The sequence below is a fragment of the Rugamonas rubra genome, from assembly GCF_900114705.1.
GTDB classification, from domain to species: Bacteria; Pseudomonadota; Gammaproteobacteria; order Burkholderiales; family Burkholderiaceae_D; genus Rugamonas; species Rugamonas rubra.
Genome location: NZ_FOTW01000005.1, coordinates 366,283 through 389,262, shown reverse-complemented (window position 1 = coordinate 389,262; position 22,980 = coordinate 366,283). Strand labels below are relative to the sequence as shown.

Annotated in this window: 22 protein-coding genes; 11 read left to right on the top strand and 11 right to left on the bottom strand. The window is 72.4% G+C overall.

Going from position 1 to position 22,980, the window contains the following annotated elements:
- Positions 1-174 precede the first annotated feature (174 nt).
- The gene (locus tag BM252_RS04280; protein WP_093384266.1) at positions 175-756 is read left to right on the top strand and encodes a DJ-1/PfpI family protein; all 582 of its coding nucleotides are present in this window, start codon (positions 175-177) and stop codon (positions 754-756) included.
- Positions 757-809: 53 nt separating this feature from the next.
- Here BM252_RS04280 and fghA read toward each other — a convergent pair whose 3' ends face one another.
- Positions 810-1,712 carry an S-formylglutathione hydrolase gene (gene fghA, locus BM252_RS04275; protein ID WP_093384071.1) on the bottom strand — a complete coding sequence of 301 codons (903 nt, stop codon included), beginning with the start codon at positions 1,710-1,712 and terminating at the stop codon, positions 810-812.
- Positions 1,713-2,026: 314 nt separating this feature from the next.
- Here fghA and BM252_RS04270 point away from each other — a divergent pair, with 314 nt between their 5' ends.
- Positions 2,027-3,214, top strand: coding sequence for a cation:proton antiporter (locus BM252_RS04270; RefSeq protein WP_093384069.1), 1,188 nt, complete (start codon positions 2,027-2,029; stop codon positions 3,212-3,214).
- 1 nt (position 3,215) lies between these two features.
- Positions 3,216-4,334 (top strand): YbdK family carboxylate-amine ligase, encoded by a 1,119-nt coding sequence (locus tag BM252_RS04265; RefSeq protein WP_093384066.1) that lies wholly within the window; start codon positions 3,216-3,218, stop codon positions 4,332-4,334.
- A 64-nt stretch (positions 4,335-4,398) separates the two neighbouring features.
- Here BM252_RS04265 and BM252_RS04260 read toward each other — a convergent pair whose 3' ends face one another.
- Positions 4,399-4,998, bottom strand: coding sequence for a hypothetical protein (locus tag BM252_RS04260; RefSeq protein WP_093384064.1), 600 nt, complete (start codon positions 4,996-4,998; stop codon positions 4,399-4,401).
- Between the two features lie 309 nt (positions 4,999-5,307).
- Here BM252_RS04260 and BM252_RS04255 point away from each other — a divergent pair, with 309 nt between their 5' ends.
- Positions 5,308-6,000 (top strand): PEP-CTERM sorting domain-containing protein, encoded by a 693-nt coding sequence (locus tag BM252_RS04255; protein ID WP_245774076.1) that lies wholly within the window; start codon positions 5,308-5,310, stop codon positions 5,998-6,000.
- Here the strand turns inward: BM252_RS04255 and BM252_RS04250 are convergent.
- Positions 5,997-6,461: a DUF2867 domain-containing protein gene (locus BM252_RS04250; RefSeq protein WP_245774075.1), complete on the bottom strand. Its 465-nt coding sequence runs from the start codon at positions 6,459-6,461 to the stop codon at positions 5,997-5,999. The two genes, BM252_RS04255 and BM252_RS04250, sit on opposite strands and share 4 nt — an antisense overlap.
- Positions 6,462-6,642: 181 nt before the next feature.
- Between BM252_RS04250 and BM252_RS04245 the strand changes: the two genes are divergently transcribed.
- Positions 6,643-7,197: a GNAT family N-acetyltransferase gene (locus tag BM252_RS04245; RefSeq protein WP_217429871.1), complete on the top strand. Its 555-nt coding sequence runs from the start codon at positions 6,643-6,645 to the stop codon at positions 7,195-7,197.
- A gap of 20 nt (positions 7,198-7,217) precedes the next feature.
- Here the strand turns inward: BM252_RS04245 and BM252_RS04240 are convergent, their stop codons facing one another.
- From BM252_RS04240 to BM252_RS04205, 8 genes are all read right to left on the bottom strand, one after another.
- Positions 7,218-8,228 (bottom strand): gamma-glutamyl-gamma-aminobutyrate hydrolase family protein, encoded by a 1,011-nt coding sequence (locus tag BM252_RS04240; protein ID WP_093384059.1) that lies wholly within the window; start codon positions 8,226-8,228, stop codon positions 7,218-7,220.
- Between the two features lie 77 nt (positions 8,229-8,305).
- The gene (locus tag BM252_RS04235; protein WP_093384056.1) at positions 8,306-9,013 is read right to left on the bottom strand and encodes an ABC transporter ATP-binding protein; all 708 of its coding nucleotides are present in this window, start codon (positions 9,011-9,013) and stop codon (positions 8,306-8,308) included.
- A complete protein-coding gene (locus BM252_RS04230) occupies positions 9,006-9,830 on the bottom strand; it encodes an ABC transporter ATP-binding protein (RefSeq protein ID WP_093384054.1) in 825 nt (274 codons plus the stop codon). The genes BM252_RS04235 and BM252_RS04230 overlap by 8 nt, the downstream gene beginning before the upstream one ends.
- Positions 9,823-10,800, bottom strand: coding sequence for a branched-chain amino acid ABC transporter permease (locus BM252_RS04225; RefSeq protein WP_093384051.1), 978 nt, complete (start codon positions 10,798-10,800; stop codon positions 9,823-9,825). Before BM252_RS04225 ends, BM252_RS04230 begins: the two co-directional genes overlap by 8 nt.
- Positions 10,797-11,669: a branched-chain amino acid ABC transporter permease gene (locus BM252_RS04220; RefSeq protein WP_093384049.1), complete on the bottom strand. Its 873-nt coding sequence runs from the start codon at positions 11,667-11,669 to the stop codon at positions 10,797-10,799. Before BM252_RS04220 ends, BM252_RS04225 begins: the two co-directional genes overlap by 4 nt.
- A gap of 64 nt (positions 11,670-11,733) precedes the next feature.
- Complete coding sequence (locus tag BM252_RS04215; RefSeq protein WP_093384046.1) at positions 11,734-12,906, bottom strand: ABC transporter substrate-binding protein; 1,173 nt, start codon at positions 12,904-12,906, stop codon at positions 11,734-11,736.
- Between the two features lie 64 nt (positions 12,907-12,970).
- A complete protein-coding gene (locus BM252_RS04210) occupies positions 12,971-14,644 on the bottom strand; it encodes a class I adenylate-forming enzyme family protein (RefSeq protein WP_093384044.1) in 1,674 nt (557 codons plus the stop codon).
- 88 nt (positions 14,645-14,732) lie between these two features.
- On the bottom strand, positions 14,733-15,095 hold the full coding sequence (locus tag BM252_RS04205) for a flagellar basal body protein (protein WP_093384041.1): 363 nt from the start codon (positions 15,093-15,095) through the stop codon (positions 14,733-14,735).
- A 142-nt stretch (positions 15,096-15,237) separates the two neighbouring features.
- Between BM252_RS04205 and BM252_RS04200 the strand changes: the two genes are divergently transcribed.
- The 6 genes from BM252_RS04200 to BM252_RS04175 all read left to right on the top strand — a co-directional run bounded on the left by BM252_RS04200 (position 15,238) and on the right by BM252_RS04175 (position 22,971).
- Positions 15,238-15,906 (top strand): SOS response-associated peptidase family protein, encoded by a 669-nt coding sequence (locus BM252_RS04200; protein WP_174900409.1) that lies wholly within the window; start codon positions 15,238-15,240, stop codon positions 15,904-15,906.
- Positions 15,907-16,042: 136 nt separating this feature from the next.
- Complete coding sequence (locus tag BM252_RS04195) at positions 16,043-17,887, top strand: NADH-ubiquinone oxidoreductase-F iron-sulfur binding region domain-containing protein (protein WP_093384036.1); 1,845 nt, start codon at positions 16,043-16,045, stop codon at positions 17,885-17,887.
- The gene (gene fdhF / locus BM252_RS04190) at positions 17,884-20,715 is read left to right on the top strand and encodes a formate dehydrogenase subunit alpha (RefSeq protein WP_093384034.1); all 2,832 of its coding nucleotides are present in this window, start codon (positions 17,884-17,886) and stop codon (positions 20,713-20,715) included. Before BM252_RS04195 ends, fdhF begins: the two co-directional genes overlap by 4 nt.
- A complete protein-coding gene (locus tag BM252_RS04185) occupies positions 20,712-21,614 on the top strand; it encodes a formate dehydrogenase accessory sulfurtransferase FdhD (RefSeq protein ID WP_093384031.1) in 903 nt (300 codons plus the stop codon). Before fdhF ends, BM252_RS04185 begins: the two co-directional genes overlap by 4 nt.
- Positions 21,614-22,321 carry an ABC transporter permease gene (locus BM252_RS04180; RefSeq protein WP_093384028.1) on the top strand — a complete coding sequence of 236 codons (708 nt, stop codon included), beginning with the start codon at positions 21,614-21,616 and terminating at the stop codon, positions 22,319-22,321. The genes BM252_RS04185 and BM252_RS04180 overlap by 1 nt, the downstream gene beginning before the upstream one ends.
- Entirely contained in the window at positions 22,318-22,971 is a 654-nt protein-coding gene (locus BM252_RS04175) for an ABC transporter ATP-binding protein (protein WP_093384025.1), read from the top strand. Before BM252_RS04180 ends, BM252_RS04175 begins: the two co-directional genes overlap by 4 nt.
- The last annotated feature ends 9 nt before the right edge of the window (positions 22,972-22,980 follow it).

Below are 22,980 nucleotides of genomic sequence, written 5' to 3'. Positions count from 1 at the left end.
GCCGTTGTCACGTGCGTGGCGTGCGCGGCGTGGACGCCGGCGCGCACGTGTGGAAACGGCAAAGTTGCCTGCGCGGCCAGCCCGGGGCGGTTTTTGGGTTATGATGGAACGGTCGTACCGCGAACGAAATTCCGTCCCGGCCGGGGCGGAACAACTTTTCTGTAGGAGATGACCGTGGCAGCGAAGAAAATTCTGTTGTTGACCGGCGATTTCGCCGAGGACTACGAGACCATGGTGCCGTTCCAGGCGCTGACGATGGTCGGCCACACGGTGCACGCCGTGTGCCCCGGCAAGAAGGCCGGCGACACCGTCAAGACCGCCATCCACGACTTCGAGGGCGACCAGACCTACACCGAAAAACCGGGCCACCTGTTCGCCCTGAACGCCGCCTTCGACGAGGTCGGCGTGGGCGACTACGACGCCCTGGTGGTGGCCGGCGGCCGCGCCCCCGAGTACCTGCGGCTGAACCCGCGCGTCATCGAGCTGGTGCAACAGTTCGCCGCCGCCAACAAGCCGATCGCCGCCGTCTGCCACGGCGCCCAGTTGCTGGCCGCCGCCGACGTGATCCGCGGCAAGCGGATCGCCGCCTATCCGGCCTGCGCGCCCGAGGTGCGGATGGCCGGCGCCGAGTACGCCGAGATCCCGGTCGACCAGGCGGTGACCGACGGCATCTTCGTCACCGCGCCGGCCTGGCCGGCCCACCCGCAGTGGCTGGCCCAGTTCCTGCAACGATTGGGGACCGAAATCAAGCTGTGACGGCGTGGGCCGCCGGCCGCGCCCCCTTTGCATGGGGCGCGGCCGCCGCCGCGCTAGGCCGCGCCGAGGTTGCGGGCGTGGAAGCGCAGGTGCTCCTCGATGAAGCTGGCGACGAAGTAGTAGCCGTGGTCGTAGCCGGCGTGGCGGCGCAGTTGCAGCGGCTGGCCGGCGCTGCGGCAGGCCGCCTCGAACACCTCGGGGTAGAGCTGCTCGGCGAGGAACTTGTCGGCCAGGCCCTGGTCGACCAGGATGCCGGCCGGGAAGGGCGCTTTCATGCCGGCCATCAGCAGGCTGGCGTCGTAGCGGCCCCAGGCGGCCTGGTCGGCGCCGAGGTAACCGGTGAAGGCCTTTTGTCCCCACGGGCACAGCGAGGGCGCGGCGATCGGCGCGAGGGCCGACAGCGAGCGGAACAGCGTCGGGTTGCGCAGCGCCAGCACCAGCGCGCCGTGGCCGCCCATCGAGTGGCCGCAGATGCCGACCCGGGCCGGGTCCAGCGCCAGCTCGGCCACCAGCAGCTCGCGCAGCTCGAGGATGTAGCTGTACATGCGGTAGTGGCGGGCCCACGGCGCCTCGCTGGCGTCGAGGTAGAAGCCGGCGGCCAGGCCGAAGTCCCAGGCGGCGTCCTCGCCGGCGACGGCGGCGCCGCGCGGGCTGGTGTCGGGCGCGACCAGCATCAGGCCCAGTTCGGCGGCGACGCGCTGGGCGCCGGCCTTGGCGGCGAAGGTCTCCTCGTTGCAGGTCAGGCCGGCCAGGTAGAACAGGCCGGGCCGCGACAGGCCGGGCCACGCTTGGCCGGGCCGCGACAGGCCGGGCCGCGCTTGGCCGGGCTGGGCGTCGGCGGCGGCCGGCGGCAGGAAGACGGAGAAGCGCATCGGCAGGCCGATGGCCGCCGAGGCGTGGCGGTAGAAGCGCTGCACGCCGCCGAAGCAGGCGTGTTCGCTGAGCAGTTCAAGCATGTTGGTCCCTTGGTCGATGGCGGCGCGGCGGGGCGCCGGCCTGGCCGAATTGTACTGCGCGGCGGGCGCGGCCGTCTGGCGTGCGACGCGATGTCGCCGTTTGCAATAAACTGGCAGCCTTGTTGTCCTTTTTTGTGTGCTCTTTTGTCGTGCCCCCACCGGTCCCGGGGCAGTCCCCCGCGAACCACCCTTGCAGCATTCCCGGCCCGCCCCGCGCCGCCCGGGAAACGCGGCCGGCGCGCCCCCAGCGGCCCCGGCCACCACTGAACGTTGCGCCGGCGCCCCCGCCGGCAACCCACTACGGGAGATACTCTATGCCAGAAACCCTGGTCATTCCGGCCGAACTCGCCTGGCCCTTCGCCATCGCCCTGTCCTGGTTGTCGGGCGAACTGATCCACCGCTGGAGCGGCCTGCCGCGCATCAGCGTCTACGGCTTGGTCGGCTTCCTGCTGGCGCAAGCCTTTCCCGCGGCGCTCGCCAGCGACGGCTCGAGCGCGGTGACGATGCTGGCCAACCTGGCCTTCGGCCTGATCCTGTTCGAGTTCGGCTACCGCATCAACCTGCACTGGCTGCGGGTCAACCCGTGGATCGCCGCCAGCGGCCTGGCCGAGTCGGCCGCCACCTTCGGCCTGGTGTACTGGATCTCGCAGTCGACCGGCATGCCGTCGATGACCTCGCTGCTGCTGGCCTCGCTGGCGATGTCGACCTCGCCGGCCGGCGTGCTGCGCGTGATCAACGAGAAGAACAGCGCCGGCCAGGTCACCGAGCGGCTGCTGCACCTGGTCGCCATCAACTGCGTGCTGGCGGTGTTCGTGTTCAAGGTGATCGTCGGCTTCTGGGTGTTCCAGACCTCGGGCAGCCTGTCGCAGGCCGTCTCGCTCAGCCTGATCGAGCTGCTCGCCTCGGCCGCGCTGGGCGCGCTGTTCGGCATGCTGGTGCCGGCCGCGCTGCGCCGGCTGGGCAAGCTGTCGCAGGACGGCACGGTGGCCTTCGCGCTGGGCGTGGTGCTGCTGGTGGCGCTGGCCCACGCCAGCGACTTGTCGCCGGTGCTGGCGACGCTGACCTTCGGCCTGACGGCGCGCCACCGCCGCGTCGCCTTCAGCCGCACCGAGCGCAACTTCGGCGGCCTGGGCGAGCTGCTGACGGTGCTGTTGTTCGTCTTCGCCGTCTCGACGCTGGAGTGGGACCGGGTGGTCGCCGGCGCCACGCTCGGCGCCGTGCTGCTGCTGGCGCGCTTCGTCGTCAAGACGGCCGCCGTGGCGCTGTTCGCCCACGTCTCCGGCATCTCCTGGCGCAAGGGCGCGCTGACCGGCATCGCGCTGTCGCCGATGTCGGTGTTCGTCGTGCTGATGCTCGAGCAGACCAAGTACATGGGCATCGTGCTGGTCGACGAGCTGGCCGCGCTGGCGGCGATGACGCTGTTCATGGAAGTGCTGGGACCGATCATCACGCAACGCGCGCTGGTCTGGGCCAAGGAAACCCCGTCCAACAAGGAGAGCTGAGATGCCATTGGAACCCTTCACCACGTCCACCCCGCTGACCATGGGCGTCGAGCTCGAGCTGCAACTGGTCAGCCTGTCCGACTACGACCTGACCGCCTCCAGCCCCGACCTGCTGCACCTGCTCAGGCGCAAACCCTTCCCCGGCAACGTCACGCCGGAGATCACCGAGAGCATGATCGAGATCAACAGCGACGTGCACACCAAGCACGCCGAGCTGCTGGCCCAGCTGCAGCTGACGCGCGACACCCTGGTGCAGGCCGGCGAGACGCTCAACATCGGCATCTGCGGCGGCGGCACCCATCCGTTCCAGAAGTGGTCGGAGCGGCGCATTTTTTCCAAGCCGCGCTTCAAGGAGGTCTCCGAGCTGTACGGCTACCTGGCCAAGCAGTTCACCATCTTCGGCCAGCACGTGCACATCGGCTGCGCCTCCGGCGACGACGCGCTGTTCCTGCTGCATTCGCTGAGCCGCTACGTGCCGCACTTCATCGCGCTGTCGTCGTCGTCGCCCTTCGTGCAGGGCAACGACACGCTGTTCAACTCGGCCCGGCTGAACTCCGTGTTCGCCTTCCCGATGAGCGGACGGGCGCCCTTCCTGTTGAACTGGAGCGCCTTCGAGCACGAGTACTTCTCGAAGATGGAGCACACCGGTGTGATCAAGAGCATGAAAGACTTTTATTGGGACATCCGGCCCAAGCCGGAGTTCGGCACCATCGAGTTGCGCGTCTGCGACACGCCGCTGACCGTCGAGCGGGCCGCCGGGCTGGCCTGCTACCTGCAGGCGCTGTGCCGCTATCTGCTCGAGCGGCGCGAGGAGGCGCCGGTGGAGGACGATTATTTGGTCTACAACTACAACCGCTTCCAGGCCTGCCGCTTCGGCCTGGACGGCACGCTGGTGCATCCGAAGACCTACGAGAGCCTGTCGCTGCGCGAGGATATCCTGACCACGCTGCGCAAGATGGAGCCGCACGGCGCCGCGCTGGGCGGCGGCGCCGGCCTGGAGCATCTGGTGCGGGTGGTCCACGAGGGTAGCGACGCGCACTATCTGCGCGAGCAGTTCGCCGACAGCGGCAGCGTCGAGGGCATGGTGGACGCGGCGATCCAGCGTTTTCGCGGCAGTTGAGCGGGCCAGCCGGCGCCGCTGTGCGCCGACCCGCTTCCGTCGGCTGCGGTGGGCGCGGCGCGCCCTAGTCTTCCATGCAGGCGTCGATCATCTGGTCGTCGTGGCGCCGATGCTTGGGCTGGCGCCGGTTGAACAGCTGCGCGGTTTGGTGGTTGGCCTGCTCGACCAGCAGCAGCGCGCTTTTCAAGGTGTCGCTCATGCATCGCGCGGCGGCCGTCATCGCCTCCATCGGCGAATTGGGCTTGGCCGCCAGACGGCGCCGCTGCTCGTTACGCAGTTCGGTGGCCGTCCGCCAGTGCTGGTCGGCGGGGCGCTGCACCCATAAATCGCGCCAGGCGTTGCGACCTTTGCCGCCGATCTCCAAAGCCATTTGGTGGGGCGACACGCTGTAGCCCCGATAGATCAGCTCGTCGTCGCGCACGCTGGCGTATTCCCAGGCATCCTGGTAGAACATGCGCACTTGGCTGCCGTGCGGCAAGAACAGGCATTTCCATTGATAGCCGCGCGGCGGTTCGCTGGCCTTTTTCTGCGTGTCCATCCACAGTTTGAGCGCGTGCACCACCGCCTCGGTCGGCGACAGCGTGCTGCCACACTGGCGCAAAAAATTGCCCAGCTCCGCGAGTGCGGCGTTGGGGATGGCCGCACAGACCTCTCGCTCTTCCATGCTCTTTCTCCTGTCGGATTTGTCTCTTTTTGTCTCTTCCTGTCTGTTAGACCGGGCGGTTCCCGATGAGTTCAAAAGAGACGAAAAGAGACAGGAAGAGTAGGGCGAAAGAGTACGAAGGAGCGAGAGGTCCGGGAGGGGCACCGGTAGCATCTATTCGGCGCTGGTGGCGAACATTGTCGGTACAAGCACATCGCTGTTGTTAAAAAAGTCATTTCAATGTACAATTCTGCAACTTTCACGACGCAACTATATGTTGTCGCTCCTCGGCGCCCTGGCGCCGGCCCCACGCCTCCCACTGGACTATCCATGCACACTATCGCCAAGCCGCTCGCCCTCGTTGCCACTTTCGCCCTGAGCATGGGCATGTCCAGCGCCCACGCCGCGCCCTACACGGCCAGCAGCATCGCCAACAATGTGCGCGACATGGGCGGCGTTGTCGCCCTGACCAGCGGCGACGACAAGAGTGTGGCGGTGACGCTGCCGTTCGCCTTCAATTTCTACGGCACCGATTACCGCACGGCCTACATCAGCACCAACGGCTTCCTCTCCTTCACCATATCCGACGCGGCTTGTTGCAACGGCCAGAGCTTCCCCGGTGCGCGCATTGGCGCCGCCGTCGCGCCGGCCTGGACCGATTGGGTCGCTGCCGTCAGCAGCAAGACCACGGGCGCGGTCGGCACACAGGAATACGTGGTGAGCTGGACCGGCGCCGAATTCGGCAACGGTGCCAACCCGGCGAATTTCCAGGCCATCTTGCACGAAGGCAGCAACAACATCGAGTTCCAGTACGGAAAAACCTTCGCCAGCGGACACGTGCTGGGCAGCGGCATCCAGAGCGCCAACGGCGCCGGCGCCGTCGGCCTGAACCTGAGCACCAGCAACTTCAGCGGTCGCGGCGTGCTGATTTCGGCCGTGCCGGAAGCGGACACCTACGCGATGCTGCTGGCCGGTCTCGGCCTGATCGGCGTGGTCGGTCGCCGCCGCCGCGCAGCCGTCTAAGCGGCCATCGGCCAGCCGGCCTGCGCCGCGCGGCGCAGGTCGGAGCGCACCACCATGCGGTGAAAGGGCGCGATCAAGCGGATGTAGTTGCGACCCAGCAGGTTGTGGCAATGCACGACGGTTGATACCACCACCTGCGGCGCGCCGTCAACTTCCCTGCATAACACCGAGAGGCGGAAGTCGAGGTGTTTGTCGTTCTCGCCGAGGATGATTTCATGCGCGCGCCTTTCGTAGATCTTGAAAAAGGCGATGCGGGCGTCGTCGGCATTGACCAACTCGCTGGTGGTTTTGAGACCGAACAAGCTGACTACAACGTCGCGCAGGCGCATCAGCCGGTTGACCCATGGCGCCTGCTGCGAAAACATGAGGCGGGCCAGTTGTTCCGGATCGTCGCTGGTGCCGGCCGGCAGGCGCAGCGTGTAGGCGTCGGCGAGGAAGGGCTGCCGGTAGATGGTGCTCACGCGCGAATCGGCGGGCAGGGCGACCGGAATAATCGGCCATTCAGTGTCTGGCATATCAAACTCCTCAATGCGATGCCGTGAGGGTACAGCAAATCGCCACACCGCGTGCGGCAACGGGGCCTGAGTGTGTGAAACCGGCTGGCGTCGGATTTGCGCGGAAGTTACGCTAGAATTCCACACCATGACCATGACCACCACCACCACCACCACCACCACCACCGCCGCCACCACTCCAGCCGCAGCCGCAGCCGCAGCCATCGTCGTCGGCCTGGCCGGCGCCGACGATCTGGCCTGGGCCAACGCCCGCTACGCCGACATCGATTTCCTGCCCTCCAAGGCGGCGGACCTGATCGCCATCGCCCGAGTTGACGGCGTGGCGGCGGGACTCGGCCGCGTGGTTGCCGTCGCCGACGGCGAGGGCGAGCTGGGTGGCATGTACGTGCTGGACGGCTTCAAGGGGCTCGGTCTGGCGCGGCGTATCATCGCCTTCTTGCGGGACAATAGCGGCTGCCACACGCTGTATTGCCTGCCCTTCGCCGAACTGGCCGCGCTGTACCAGTCGATGGGCTTCGCGCCCGTCGCCAACGACACCGCCGTGCCCGCAGCGGTGGCGGCCAAGCACCGTTGGTGCAACAGCCATTACGGCAAGCCGGTGCTGTTGCTGCGCCGTGGCAAGCCGACGCATCCCCATCATTCCCATCATTCCCATCCCCCCCATTTGCCGCAGCCAGGCTAGCGCCCGCCGAGCGGGCCGGCTCAGAAGCGCGTCTCGCGCGCCACGCGCAGGAAGTTGTCGAGGATGGGCGTGCAGTCGAGCAGCTCGACGCCGCCGGCGCGGTGGAACTCCGGATGCCACTGCAGGCCCATGACGAAGGGCGCCTTGCGGTAGCGGATCGCCTCGATCACCTGGTCGGGCACCGACAGGGCCTCGACCTGCATGTCGCGCCCCAGCGTCTTGACGGCCTGGTGGTGGATCGAGTTGACCAGGCCGCGCGGCCGGTCGCGGAACAGCCGCTCGAGCGAGGAGCCGGGCGGGAAGGCGACGGCGTGGCGGTTGCGGTCGTACTCGTCGTTGACGTGGCGCAGCGCCTCGGGCAGGTCGGAGGCGATGTCCTGGAACAGCGTGCCGCCGAAGGCGACGTTGATCAGCTGGCAGCCGCGGCAGATGCCCAGCACCGGCTTGCCCGCCTCGACGAACTCGTGCAGCAGCTCGAGCTCGTACATGTCGCGCGCCCGGTCGCCGCCCCACTCGGGCCGGGTCGGCGCTTCGGCGTAGCTCTGCGGCGAGACGTCGGCGCCGCCCTGCAGCACCAGGCCGTCGAGGTGGCGGGCGTAGTCGCGCAGGCGGATGTTGCTGGGGTGCAGCAGGCCCTCGGTGTTGACGGTGGGCACCATGAAGACCAGCACGTCGCGCGACATCACCCACTGCGCGACCGACTCCTCGAGGTATTGCAGGTTGCGGCTGCGCAGGCCGGTGGCGCCCGGTTCGGGGTGGAAGATGCGCGCCGAGATGCCGATGTGCAGCGGACGCTGGATGATGTGGCGGGTGGCGGCGGCGGCCAGGCGGCGGTAGCGCGCCAGCAGCACCCGGCGCCACAGGCTGAACACGGTGTCGCCCGGGTCGAGGTAGCGCGGCTTGGCCTCGTCGCGGTCCGACTTGCGCCGCTGCGGCGGCGCGTCGGCAGGGGGGGCGCCGGGCGCGGGCGCGCCGAGGGGAGGATCGTTGTCGCCGCCGCCGTTGTCGCCGCCGTTGTCGTCTTTGGCCATGCCCGCGCTCCCGTTGCTGTACAGGTTGACAGTGTGCCACAGCGCGCGCGCGGCGGTCGCGCGCCTAGTCCGCGCGGCTAGCCGGTGCGGCCGAAGTAGCGCGCGTGCAGCCGCTCCAGCTCGACCTCGGCGGCCGGCTGCGACAGCACCAGGCGGCCGCCGGCCAGCAGGTGGACGTGGTCGGCCAGCGCCACCGCGCGCGCCGTGTTCTGCTCGACCAGCAGGATGGCGCGGCCGTCGGCCTTCAGCCCGGCGAGCAGCTCGAACAGCTCGTCGACCAGGCGCGGCGCCAGGCCCAGCGAGGGCTCGTCGACGATCAGCAGGCGCGGCTCGGCCATCAGGCCGCGCGCCAGCGCCAGCATCTGCGCCTCGCCGCCGGACAGCGCGCCGGCGGCCTGGCGGCGGCGCTCGCGCAGGCGCGGGAAGCGGGCGTAGGCGCGCTCGAGCGCCTGCGCCAGCCCGGCGCGGCGCGCCGGCGGGTAGGCGCCCATGGCCAGGTTGTCCTCCACGCTCATGTCGCGGAACAGCATGCGGCCCTCCGGCACCATGGCCAGGCTGAGGCCGGCGCGGCGCCAGGTCGGCGTGCCGGCCAGGTCGGCGCCGTCCAGCCGCACGCCGCCGGCGGCCAGCGGCAGCAGGCCCATGACGGCGCGCAGCAGGGTGGTCTTGCCGGCGCCGTTGGGGCCGATGATGGCGGTCACCTGGCCGGCGCGCGCCGCCAGCGTGACGTCCCACAGCACGTTGACGGCGCCGTAGCCGGCCCGCACGCCGTCGAGTTCAAGCATCGCGCCACCCCGCGCCCGGATCCGGGTCCACGTCCGCCGCCGCCGCGTCCGCCGCCGCCGCGCGGGCCGCCGCCGCGCGCGCGCCCGCCGCCATCGCCGCGTCCGCGTCGGCGCCCGTTCCCGTGTAGCTGCGCACCACCGCCGGGTCGCGGAACACGTCCGCCGGCGCGCCGTCGGCGATCAGCCGGCCGAAGTCGAGCACGGCGACGCGCGGGCACAGCGCGTGGATGGTTTCGATGTCGTGCTCGATGAGCAGCACGGCGCTGCCGAAGCGCGCCGGCAGCTCGGCCAGCATGGCCATGAAGCGGCGCTTGCCGTGGCTCTCCAGCCCGGCCAGCACCTCGTCGAGCAGCAGCAGGCGCGGCGCCGTGGCCAGCGCCTTGGCCAGCTCGAGCGCCTTGAGCTCGCTCAGCGCCAGGCCGCCGGCGGCGTCGTGGCCGGCCTTGCCGGCCAGGCCGGTGAAGTCGAGGATCTCGGCCAGGCGGGCCGGGTCGACCCGGCCGGCGCCGAAGCGCTGCGCCACCAGCAGGTTCTCGGCCACCGTCAGGCGCGCCAGCGGCTGCGGGATCTGGAAGGTGCGGCCGACGCCGAGCCTGGCGCGGCGGTGCGGCGCCAGGCCGGCCAGGTCGCGCCCGTCGAACAGCACGCGGCCGGCGCCGGGCCGCACCAGGCCGGAGACGGCGTTGAACAGCGTGGTCTTGCCGGCGCCGTTGGGGCCGACCAGGCCGAGCACCTGGCCGGCGCCCAGCGCCAGGTCGACGCCGTCGAGCGCGGCCAGGCCGCCGAAGCGCACCGACAGGTTTTTCAGCTCAAGCATGCTCGTCCCCCGCCGGCCGGCGCCGCCGGCGCCACCAGCCGGCCAGCGGCGGCAGCAGGCCGGCCGGGCTGCGCAGGATGGTGGCCACCAGCAGCGCGCCCAGCACCAGCTGGTGGCCGCTCGGCAGCAGCGCCTTGAACAGCAGCTGGTCGAGCAGGTAGACGGCCAGCGCGCCGAGCACCGGCCCGGCCACGCCGCGGTAGCCGCCCAGGATGGCGGCCACCACCGGCAGCGTCACCCAGGCGGCGGCGAAGGCGTAGTCCGGCTCGAGGAAGCCGATGTAGTGGGCGTTGAAGGCGCCGGCCAGGCCGCACATGGCGCCCGACAGCAGCAGCATCAGGCCCTTGAGCAGGGTGGTGTCGACGCCGAGCACGCCGGTGGCGTCCTCGCCGTCGTGCATGGCGCGCAGCGCCAGGCCGTAGTGGCTGGCGCGCAGGCGCGCGTAGCCGAGCGCGAACAGCAGCACGATGCTGGCGATCAGCAGGTAGGCGGCCAGCTTGCCGCCGGCCGCCTGGCCGAGCAGCGCCGGCAGCGGCGCGATGTTGGCCAGGCCGCCGGCGCCGCCGGTCAGGCCGCGCCACTCGGTGGCGAGGATGCGCAGGATCTGCGCGCAGGCCAGCACGGCCAGCGCGAAGTAGGGCCCGCGCAGGCGCAGCAGCGGCAGCATCAGCGCCGCCGCCAGCAGGGCGGCGCCGGCGCCGATGGCCAGGCCGGCCGCCACCGGCACGCCCAGCCTGGCCGTCGCCAGCGCCGAGGCGTAGGCGCCGACGCCGAAGAAGGCCGAGTGGCCGAAGCTGACCATGCCGCCCAGGTTGCCCAGCAGGGCCCAGGACTGCGCCACGGCGGCCACCACCAGGGCCGCCACCAACAAGCTCATCACGTAGTGGTCGGCGCCCAGCAGCAGCGGCACGGCGCCGTACACGGCGGCCAGGCCGGCGGCCCAGGCCAGGGCGGGGCGGGCGCGCCTCATCCGCGCCGCCGCGTCGCGCCGAGCAGGCCGTTGGGCAGCAACAGCAGCACCAGCAGGAACAGCGCCATGCCGGCCAGCTCCTGCAGCGCCGAGCTGGCCAGGGTGACGGTGAGCGCCTCGGCCACGCCGAGCAGCATGGCGCCGAGCAGCACGCCGGGGATCGAGCCGACCCCGGCCAGCACGGTGATGACGAAGGCCTTGACGGTGAGCGCGCCGCCCAGCGCCGGCTGGACCACGCCGTAGCTGTACAGGGCGACGCCGGCCACGGCGGCCAGCGCGCCGGCGACCAGGAAGGCGGCCAGCTCGGCGCGGCCGGGGTCGACCCCCATCAGCGCGGCGGCGTCGCGGTCGGCGGCGACGGCGCGCAGCGCCCGGCCGTACCAGCTGCGCGCCAGCCAGCACCACAGGGCGCCCAGCAGCAGCAGGCTGGCGGCGCCGAACAGCAGCTCGCCGCGCATGCTGTAGAGCGGGCCGAGCACCACCGCCTCCTGCAGCCAGCTCGAGCCGGTCGAGCGGGCGTCGGCGTGCCACAGCAGCAGCATCAGGTTGGTCAGCACCACGCCGAGGCCGAAGGTGGCGATCAGCGAGTTGATCTCGCGGTCGGCGCCGATGCGGCTGACCACGGCGTGCACGCCGGCCGCCGCCGGGCACACCACCAGCAGCGCCAGCGGGATGGACAGCGGCGGCGCCAGCCCCAGCGCCGTCTCGGCCGTGTGGGCGACGTAGGCGGCCAGCAGCACCAGCTCGCCGTGCGCCAGGTTGATCACCCGCGTGGTGCCGAACACCAGCGCCAGGCCCAGCGCGAGCAGGGCGTAGCTGCCGCCCTGCAGCAGGCCGGAGTACAGCGCCTGGGCCAGCAGCTCGCTCACGCCGGCCGCCCGCCGGCCGCCGCCACGGCCGCCACGGCCGCCACTGTCGCCACTGTCGCCACGGCTACCACGGCAGCGCCGGATAGGCCGCCTTGCCGGTGGCGTGCTGCGGCGGCCAGACGATGACGATCCTCTTGCCCTGGTGCTGGCCCATGCGGTGGACGAAGTTGGGGTTGTCGCCGTTGGCGCCGAAGCGCACCCGGCCGATCAAGGTGTCGCGCTCGGTGCGGCGCAGCTCCTCGGCCACGCCGCCCTGCTTGACGCTGCCCTTGTCGGCGGCGCGGGCGATCGCCTCGAACAGCAGGCTCGCCTGGACGTAGCCGAACTGGCCCAGGTAGTCCGGCTCCTTCTTGTAGAGCCGGCGGTAGGTGTCGGCGAAGGCGCGCCCGTCGGCCGTCTCGAAGCTGGCCGGGTAGGGCAGCAGGGCGGTGCCGAACACGTTGGGCATCAGCTCGGGGAACTCGGCCGCCATCTTCGGCGTGGCCAGCGACCACACCCCGACCAGCGCCTTGAGCTGCGGCTTGAGCACGCGCGCCGCGCGCAGGATGCCGACGTAGTCGTTCTCGTAGCCGACCATCAGCAGCACCTCGGACTTGTCCTGCAGGCGCACCTTGTTGACGATCGGCTTGAAGTCGCCGATGGCCGGGTCGAAGGGGTGGCCGACGGCCTTCACGCCGCGCCCCTCGAGCGCCTTTTGCACGTTGCCGGCCAGGTCGGAGGTGGCGTCCTTGGTCGAGTAGAGGATGGAGACGGAGCGGGCGCCGACCTCGGCCAGCAGGCCCAGCACGGCCTTCTCGTAGCCGGCCGTGTTGTTGATGCGGAAGAAGTTGCGCCGGCCGCTGGCGACCAGGCTGTCGTCGACGCCGCCGGAGGTGATGTAGACCAGCTTGAGCTTGTCGGCGGCGTCGGCCGCCGGCGCGATGTTGTTCGAGCCGTAGCCGCCGGTGATCGCCACCGCGCCCTGGCTGGCCAGCTTCTCGACGGCGGCGATGGCCTTGGCCGGCGAGGACTCGTCGTCGATGGTGCTCAGCCTGACCTTGTGGCGGCCGTTGGCCTGGTTGAACACCTCGGCCGCCACCGCCACGCCCTCCTGCATGCCGGCGCCGACGCGCGCCAGCGCGCCCGTCAGCGGCAGCTCGACGCCGACCAGGAACTCCTCGCCGCGGGCCGGCGCGCCGGCGCTCCAGGCGGCCGCCGCCAGCGCGGCCAGGGCGATCCGTTTGATGGGGGTGTGCATGTTGTTCTCCTCGGGGGCGGGCCGTGGCGGCCCTGGTTCTGGTTGTGTTTGGTCCGCTGGCGGCTTATTGGCCGGCCGGGCGCAGCTCGCGCGCCAGCTCGCGCAGCCGGCCCTTGAGCACCTTGCCGCTGGCCGCCGCCGGCAGCGCCGCCATGACGACGATGCGCGCCGGCCGCTTGTAGGGCGCCAGCCCGGCCGCCAGGTGGGCGTGCAGCGCGTCTTCGCTTATTGTATGGCGCGGATCGATTTCGACAAAGGCCACCACCTCCTCGTCGCCGTCGGCGCCGTCGCGCCCGACCACCGCCGACTGGCCCACCGCCGGGTGGGCGTTGAGCACCGTCTCGACCTCCAGCGGGTAGACGCTGAAGCCGCGGCGGATGATCAGCTCCTTGCTGCGGCCGGCGATGAACAGGGCGCCGTCGGCGCCGCGCCGGGCCAGGTCGCCGGTGGCCAGCCAGCCGCCGGGGCGCAGCGCCGCCGCCGTCTGGGCCGGCTCGCGGTAGTAGCCGAGCATGACGTTGGGGCCGCGCACCCACAGCTCGCCGACCGCGCCGGGCGCCGCCTCGGCGCCGTCGGCGCCGACCAGGCGCGTCTGCACGCCGGGGATCGCCATGCCGACCGAGGTGTCGACGCGCGGTTGCCGCAGGTCGGTCTGGCTGATGGTCGGCGCGCTCTCGGTCATGCCGTAGCCGTTGTGCAGCGGCAGGCCGAACAGGCGTTCGACGTCGGCCTTCAGGCCCGGCGTCAGCGGCGAGCCGCCGGCGTAGATGAAGCGCAGCCGCGCCGGCAGCGCCGCCGTGGCGGCGGCCGGCGCCGCCAGCAGGCGGGCGTACATCGCCGGCACGCCCTGGACGATGGTCAGGCCGTCGTCGCGCACGGCGGCCAGCAGCGCCTCCGGGCTGAAGCGGGCGGCCAGCTGCAGGCAGGCGCCGGCGTACAGCGTGCCCAGCATCACCGAGGCCAGGCCGTAGACGTGCGAGATCGGCAGCACGCCGTAGGCGCGGTCCTGCGGGCGCAGGCCGCGCAGCGTGCTCGAGACGGCGGCGATGAACAGCAGGCTGCGGTGGCTCAGCATCACCCCCTTGGGCTGTCCGGTGGTGCCGGTGGTGTAGACCAGCGCGGCGGCCTGGGCGGCGCCGTCGGCGTGCACCGGCGCCGGGGCGCAGGCCTCGTCGAGCGGGCCGACCAGGCAGCGCGCCAGCGCGTCGAAGGCGCCGCCGCCAAGGCTTGCGCCACCGTCCGGCGCGGCGCCGGCGTGGCCGCTTGGTGCGTCGTCGCCGCCATTGCCGCCGGCACCGTTAGTGTCGAGGCCGCGCGCCGGCGCGGCGCCGTGGCGCGCCGCGTGGCCGGCCGCCTCGGCCGAAGCGGCCGTGTAGAGCACGCGGCGGGCGCCGCTGTGGGCGCGGATCTGGTCCAGTTCGGGCGCCGACAGGCGGCTGTTGACCAGCACGATCCAGGCGTCGACGGCGGCGGCGGCGAAGCACAGCACCACCTGTTCGAGGCAGTTCTCGCCGACCACCATCAGCCGGTCGCCCGGCCGCAGGCCCAGCGCGCGCAGCCGCGCGGCGGCGCCGTCGACGGCCGCCGCCAGGGCGGCGTAGCCCAGTTGGCGCGCGCCGTCGCGCAGCGCCGGCGCGTCCGGCGTGCGCGCCGCCCAGTGGGCCGGAATGGCGCTCAGGCGCGCCGGCAGGGCGGCCAGCAGGGCCGCCGTGTCCTCGATGTCGTTGATGGGTTCCATGCGCCATTGTAACGGCGCGGGCCGCCCCGGCGCCAATCGGCGCGGCCGTGGCCGGCCCGGACGGCGGCGCGGCGCCGCCCCCGGGGGCTCAGGCCTTGGTGTCGATCAGCGTGCCGAGCCGCTCGTCGGCCGCCTGCACCACTTTGGCCGACAGCGCCGCCTGCGCCTTGTAGACCAGCGAGTTGCCCAGTTCCTTGGCCAGGTCGGTGCCGCTGGGCCGCTCGCCGGCCTGGGCCTGCTGCAGCGCCTGGGTCTGCGCCGCGCCGGACAGAGCCTGGCCCTGCACCGACAGGGTCACGCCGGCGCCGGCCGGGCCGGCCTCCTGGAAGCTGGCCCGCTGCGGCGCGAAGCCGGCGGTGTTGGCGTTGGCGACGTTGTGCGCCGCCACGTCCAGCGCGCGCTGGTTGGCGGTCAGGCCGGAGACCCCGGCGGAGAGGGCGCTGATTCCCATGATGTTTCCCTTCGGCAATAAGCGCCAGTGTACACCGATTCGGCCGTCCGCGCGCGTGTTCCGCCACATTGTCTTGCCACATTCCTGCCACGTTTCTGCCACATTTTTCGGCAGCGCCGCGCCGCCTTGCTACAATCGTCCCATGTGTGGACGCTTCGACCAAAACGACATCTCCAGGGGCACCCTGGCCGCCTTCGGCTGGGCCGACGCGGCCTGGCACGGCGCCGCCGCGCCCACCCGCAACGCCGCGCCCGGCAGCCGCCGCGCCGTGCTGCACCGCCACGGCGGCGCGCCCCGGCTCGACGAGCTGTACTGGGGCTACCGGCCCGACTGGGCGGCCGGCCGGGTGCCGCTGGCCTACCAGGCGCGGCTCGAGAAGGTGCACGGCGGCTACTGGTGCCGCCTGCTCGAGCACGGCCGTGCGCTGGTGCCCGTCAACGGCTGGTACGAGTGGACCGGCGCCAAGGGCGCGCGCCAGCCCTGGCACATCCACCGCCGCGACGGCCAGCCCTTCCTGCTGCTGGCGCTGGCCAGCTTCGAGGCCGTCCAACACCACCCGGCCGAGGCCGGCTTCGTGCTGCTGACCGCCGAGGCGGGCGCCGGCCTGGTCGACCTGCACGACCGCCGCCCGCTGGTGCTGGCCGCCGCAGACGCCGCCGCCTGGCTCGACCCGGCCCTGTCGGGGCGGCAGGCGGCGCGGCTGGCCGCCGTGCTGGCGCTCGGCGCCGAGCACTTCGCCTGGCATCCGGTCAGTGCCGATTTGCAACACGAGGTCGCGCCGCCGCCCGTCCAGCTCGGCCTGCCCCTGTAGCTGCCGGCCCGGCCGCCGCCACAAGCGGGGCGCGGCCTTGTCCAAGCGGGGCGCTCGTAGTAAGGTGCTATTCCATGGGCCGGCGCCGCGCGCGGCCCGGGCGCCGGGCCGGCCCCCACGACAACTAGGACAGAGCATGAATCAGACGGTCATTCCGATTGTGGTTCAAGGCAAGGGGCAGGGCGCCGCCCGCCAGCGCAAGCGCGAGCGCCCACGCGGCCGCCGCGCCGAGCCGGCGGCGCTGGCCGAGATCCACGCCCTGCTGGCCGGCCTGGCGCTGCGGCCCGAGCTGTTGATCGAGCACCTGCACGCCATCCAGGACCGCTACGGCGCCCTGTCGGCCTCCCACCTGGCCGCGCTGGCCCAGCTGATGCGCCTGCCGCAGGCACAAGTCTACGAGGTGGCCAGCTTCTACCACCATTTCGACATCGTCAAGGAGGGCCAGGCCGCGCCGCCGGCGCTCACCGTGCGCGTTTGCGACGGCCTGTCCTGCGAAATGGCCGGCGCCGGCGCACTGCTGGCGCGCCTGCCGGTCCTGCTCGGCGCCGAGGTGCGCGTGCTGGCCGCGCCCTGCGTCGGCCGCTGCGAGCAGGCCCCGGCCGCGCTGGTCGGACAGCTGGCGCAGGGCCGCGCCAGCGCGGCGTCGCTGGCCGCCGCCGTCGCCGACGCCTTCGCCGCCGCCGCCGAGATAGCGGCCGCCAGCGCGCCCGCGTCCGTAGCAGCGCCTACGCCTACGCCGGCACCTGCACCGGCCGCCGCCGCTCCGCCGGCCGTTCCCGCCGGCGCCGCCATGCGCGCCGCCGTCAGTGCCGTGCCGCCGGCCGGCTACATCGACTACCCGGCCTACCAGGCGCAGGGCGGCTACGCGCTGCTGCGCGACTGCGTCGACGGCGTGCGCACGTCCGACCAGCTGCTCGCCACCATGGAGGACTCCGGTCTGCGCGGCCTGGGCGGCGCCGGCTTCCCGGCCGGCCGCAAATGGCGCATCGTGCGCGCCGAGGCCGGGCCGCGCCTGCTGGCGGTCAACCTCGACGAGGGCGAGCCCGGCACCTTCAAGGACCGCCACTACCTCGAGCGCGACCCGCACCGCTTCCTCGAGGGCATGTTGGTGGCCGCCTGGGCGGTCGGCGCCGCCACCGTCTACATCTACCTGCGCGACGAATACCACGCCTGCCGCGCCATGCTGGCGATGGAGCTGGCCCGCCTGCGCGCGGAGCCGCCGGCCGGCCCGCTGCCCGAGATCGTGTTGCGGCGCGGCGCCGGCGCCTACATCTGCGGCGAGGAGTCGGCCATGCTCGAATCGATCGAGGGCAGGCGCGGCATGCCGCGCCTGCGCCCGCCCTACGTCGCCCAGCGCGGCCTGTTCGGCCGGCCCACGCTGGTGCACAACTTCGAAACCCTGTACTGGGTGCGCGCCATCGTCGAGCGCGGCCCCGCCTGGTTCGCCGGCCAGGGCCGCAACGGCCGCCACGGCCTGCGCTCGTTCAGCGTGTCGGGCCGGGTGCGCCTGCCTGGCGTCAAGCTGGCGCCGGCCGGCATCAGCGTGCAGCAGCTGATCGACGAGCACTGCGGCGGCATGGCCGACGGCCACGCGCTGTACGCCTACCTGCCGGGCGGCGCCTCGGGCGGCATCCTGCCGGCGGCGCTGAACCAGCTGCCGCTCGACTTCGACACGCTGCAACCGTACGGCTGCTTCATCGGTTCGGCGGCGGTGGTGGTGCTGTCGCAGCACGACTCGGCGCTGGCGGCGGCGCGCAACGCCATGCGCTTCTTCCAGCACGAGTCCTGCGGCCAGTGCACGCCGTGCCGGGTCGGCACGGCCAAGGCGGCCGCGCTGATCGAACAGCCCGAGTGGGACACGGCGCTGCTGGCCGAGCTGGGCCAACTGATGCGCGACGCCTCCATCTGCGGCCTGGGCCAGGCCGCGCCCAATCCGGTCGACTGCGTAGTGCGCTACTTCGCGCAGGAGCTGGCGCCATGAGCCCGCGCGCGAGCCGCCCGGCCGGCGCGCCGCTGAGCTTCGAGCTGAACGGCCGCCAGGTCGCCGCCGACGCCGGCGAGACCCTGCTCGAGGTGGCCGACCGCGAGGGCGTGGCGATCCCGCGCCTGTGCCACCGCGACGGCATGGCGGACGTCGGCAATTGCCGCGCCTGCATGGTGGAGATCGCCGGCGAGCGCGTGCTGGCGCCGTCCTGCTGCCGCCATCCGGCCGAGGGCATGCGGGTGAGCACCGACAGCGCGCGCGCCGTGGCGGCGCAGAAGCTGGTGCTCGAACTGCTGCTGGCGGACATGCCGGCCACCGCCCACGGCCGCCGCAACGAGCTCGACGAGTGGGCCGCCGCGCTCGGCGTCGGCCGGCCCCGTTTCGCCCCCCGCGTCCAGCCGCCGCGCGACCTGTCGCACGCCGCCATCGCCGTCAACCTGGACGCCTGCATCCAATGCACCCGCTGCGTGCGCGCCTGCCGCGACGAGCAGGTCAACGACGTCATCGGCCTGGCCTTCCGTGGCGACCGCGCCGCCATCGTCTTCGACATGGCCGACGCCATGGGCGAGTCGAGCTGCGTGGCCTGCGGCGAATGCGTGCAGGCCTGCCCGACCGGCGCGCTGGCGCCGGCGCGCGGCGCCGCGCTGGCCGAGGCGGACCAGCAGGTGGCGTCGGTCTGCCCCTACTGCGGCGTCGGCTGCCAGCTGACCTACCACGTCAGCGACAACCGCATCGCCCACGTCGAGGGGCGCGACGGCCCGGCCAACCACGGCCGCCTCTGCGTCAAGGGCCGCTACGGTTTCGACTACGCCAACCATCCGCAGCGCCTGACGGTGCCGCTGGTGCGCCGCGCCGACGCGCCGCCCAAGCGCGGCGACGCCGAGATGGACCCGTCGCGCGTGATGGAGCTGTTCCGCGAGGCCAGCTGGGACGAGGCGCTGGCGCTGGCCGGCGGCGGCCTGGCGCGGCTGCGCGACAGCCACGGCAAGGGCGCGCTGGCCGGCTTCGGCTCGGCCAAGGGCAGCAACGAGGAGGCCTACCTGTTCCAGAAGCTGGTGCGCACCGGCTTCGGCAGCAACAACGTCGACCACTGCACGCGGCTGTGCCACGCCTCGTCGGTGGCGGCGCTGCTCGAGGGCATCGGCTCGGCCGCCGTCTCCAACCCGGTGCGCGACGTGGCCAAGGCCGAGGTGGTGATCGTCATCGGCGCCAACCCCAGCGTCAACCACCCGGTGGCGGCGACCTGGATCAAGAACGCCGTGCGCGGCGGCACCAGGCTGATCGTCTGCGATCCGCGCCGCTCAGAGCTGTCGCGCCTGGCCCACCGCTACCTGCAGTTCACGCCCGACACCGACGTCGCCCTGCTCAACGCGATGATGCACGTGATCGTCGCCGAGGACCTGGTCGACCGCGACTTCATCGCCGCCCGCACCGTCGGCTACGCCGAGCTGGAACGCAACGTGGCCGCCTACAGCCCCGAGCTGATGGCGCCCATCTGCGGCGTGCCGGCCGAGACCATCCGCTACGTGGCGCGGCTGTACGCCAGCTCGAAGGCCTCGATGATCCTGTGGGGCATGGGCATCTCGCAGCACGTCCACGGCACCGACAACGCCCGCTGCCTGATCGCGCTGGCGCTGATGACCGGGCAGATCGGCCGGCCCGGCACCGGCCTGCATCCGCTGCGCGGCCAGAACAACGTGCAGGGCGCCTCCGACGCCGGCCTGATCCCGATGATGTACCCCGACTACCAGCGGGTCGACAACCCGGCCGCGCGCGCCCGCTTCGAGCGCGCCTGGGGCGTGGCGCTGGACCCGCGCCCCGGCCTGACGGTGGTCGAGGTGATGCACGCGATCACACGCGGCGAGGTGCGCGGCATGTACATCATGGGCGAGAACCCGGCCATGTCCGACCCGGACGCCAACCACGCCCGCGCCTCGCTCGCCGCGTTGCAACACCTGGTGGTGCAGGACATCTTCCTCACCGAGACGGCCTACCTGGCCGACGTCATCCTGCCGGCCAGCGCCTTCCCCGAAAAGACCGGCAGCTTCACCAACACCGACCGGCTGGTGCAGATGGGCCGCCAGGCGCTGCAACCGCCCGGCCAGGCGCGCCAGGACCTGTGGATCATCGTCGAAATGGCCAAGCGGCTCGGCCTGGACTGGCGCTACAGCGGGCCGGCCGAGGTGTTCGAGGAGATGCGCCGCACCATGCCCAGCATCGCCGGCATCAGCTGGGAGCGGCTCGAGCGCGAGCACGCCGTCACCTATCCCTGCCTGCACGAGGGCGACCCCGGCGAGGCGGTGGTGTTCACCGCCAGCTTCCCGCGCGAGACGGGGCGGGCGCGCTTCGTCCCGGCCGACATCATCCCGGCCGACGAGCGGCCTGACGCCGACTACCCGCTGGTGCTGATCACCGGCCGCCAGCTTGAGCACTGGCACACCGGCAGCATGACGCGGCGCAGCGCCGTGCTAGACGCGCTGGAACCGGACCCGGTGGCGCTGGTCCACCCGCTCGACCTGGCCGCGCTGGGCGGCCGCCCGGGCGACGTGCTGACCCTGGAGTCGCGCCGGGGCAGGGTGGCGCTGTACGCGCGTGCCGACGACAGCTCGCCGCGCGGCGCCGTCTTCGTGCCGTTCTGCTACTACGAGGCGGCTATCAACAAGCTCACCAACGCCGCGCTGGACCCGTTCGGCAAGATCCCCGAGTTCAAATACTGCGCCGTCCGCGCCACGCTGGGCGGCACGCTGGCGGCGCAGGGCAGCTTCGGCGGCGGCCAGGTGCTCGACGCCCTGGGCGAGGGGCCGACGGCGGAGCCGCAGCCATGAGCGGCCCGCAGCTGTCGAACGCCAGCGCCGCGCTGACCCACGAGGTGGAGGTGCTCGACGAGCGCGGCCGCCGCTCGACCATCTCCATCCCGGCCGAACGGCCGCTCACCGTCTACCTCGACAAGCGCGAGCTGGTCACCCTGATGACGCTGGGCGGCGCGCCCGAGGCGCTGGTGCTGGGCTACCTGCGCAACCAGCGCCTGGTGGCCGCGCTCGACGAGGTGCTGTCGGTGCAGGTCGACTGGTCGGTCGACGCCGCCGCCGTGGTCACCCGCCACGGCATCGCGGACCTCGAACAGCGCACCGCCCAGCGCGTGGTGACCACCGGCTGCGGCCAGGGTTCCGTGTTCGGCGGCCTGATGGACGACGTCGATCAACTGTCCCTGCCGGCCGATGCGCGGCTGCGCCAGTCCACCGTCTACCGCATCGTCGAAACGATACGCGGCCAGCAGTCGATCTACAAAAAAGCCGGCTCGGTGCACGGCTGCGCGCTGTTCTCGGCCGGCGGCGAGCTGCTCTACTTCGTCGAGGACGTCGGCCGCCACAACGCGGTCGACGCCATCGCCGGCCGCATGTGGCTCGACGGCGTGGCCGGCAGTGACAAGGTCTTCTACACCACCGGCCGGCTCACCTCGGAGATGGTGATCAAGGGCGCGCAGATGGGCATCCCCTTCCTGCTGTCGCGCTCCGGCACCACGCAGATGGGCCACATGGTGGCCGAGCGGGTCGGCATGGCGCTGCTGGCGCGCTGCACCGGCACCCATTTCCTGCTGCTCACCGGCCAGCAGCGCCTGCTGTTCGAGCCGCAACTGCTGGCCGCGCCGGCACTGGCCGTGGGACAGGCCATGGGACAGGCCACGGGGCAGGCCACGTTGCCGGCCACGGCGGCGGCCGACTGATGCCGCTGTTCGAGGCCGCCCGCGCCGCCTTCGCGCTGCTGCTGTCGGGCGACGCGGCGCTGTGGCTGATCGTCTGGACCTCGCTCAAGACCTGCCTGCTGGCGCTGCTGCTGGCGGCGCCGCCCGCCGTGCTGGCCAGCTACGCGCTGGCCAGCCGGCGCTTCCCCGGCCGGCGCCTGCTGATCTGGCTGGCCCAGGCCGCGCAGGCGCTGCCGACGGTGCTGATCGGACTGCTGCTGTACCTGCTGCTGACGCGCCACGGCCCGCTGGGCGGCCTGCACTGGCTGTTCGCCCAGCCCGGCATGGTCGCCGGCCAGGTCTTGATCGCGCTGCCGGTGCTGCTGGCCTTCACCTTGGCGGCGGTGCAGGCGGCCGACCCGCGCTACGCCGAGACGGCGGTCGCCCACGGCGCCTCCGCCTGGCGGGTGATGCTGACGGTGCTGCACGAGGTGCGCTTCGGCGTCGTCGCGGCGCTGGTCAGCGGCTTCGGCCGGGTGATCTCCGAGGTCGGCTGCGCGCTCATGGTGGGCGGCAACATCGCCGGCGCCACGCGCACCATCACCACCGCCATCGCGCTGGAGACCAGCAAGGGCGAGTTCGCCCAGGGCATCGCGCTCGGCCTGGTGCTGGTCGCGCTGGCGCTGGCGATGAACGGCGCCTTATTGCTGCTGCAGGGCGACGCCCACGGCGCGCGGGGCCGGCGGTGACGGCGCTGCTCAGCATCGGCCGGCTGCGCCTGCGCCACGGCGCCCGCGAGCTGTTCGACCTGGCCGACTTCCGCCTCGACGCCGCCCGCGCCTACGTGCTCACCGGCGCCAACGGCGCCGGCAAGAGCGGCCTGCTGCGCGCCCTGGCCGGGCTGGAGCGGGCCGACGCCGAGCAACTGGTGTTCGCCGGCCGCGCGCTGGCGCTGGCGCCGTATCCGCGCGCCATGCGCGAGGCGGTGGTCTATGTCCACCAGGAGCCGGTGATGTTCTCCACCAGCGTGGCGGCCAACATCGGCTACGGCCTGCGGGCGCGCGGCGTGGCGCCGGCGCGGGCGGCGCCGCTGGTGGCGGCGGCCATGGCCTGGGCCGGCGTCGAGCACCTGCGCGACTTCGATCCGGCCACACTGTCCGGCGGCGAGCGCCAGCGCGTCGCGCTGGCCCGCGGCAAGGTGCTGGCGCCGCGCCTGCTGCTGCTCGACGAGCCGACCGCCAACCTGGACGGCACCGCCCGCGAGCAGGTCATCGCGCTGATCCCGCAACTGCTGGCCGGCGGCGCCAGCGTGGTGATGGCCTGCCACGACCGCGACCTGATCGGCCTGCCCGGGGTGAGCCGCCTCAAGCTGCGCGACGGCCGCATCGAGTACCGTTGAGACCCCATC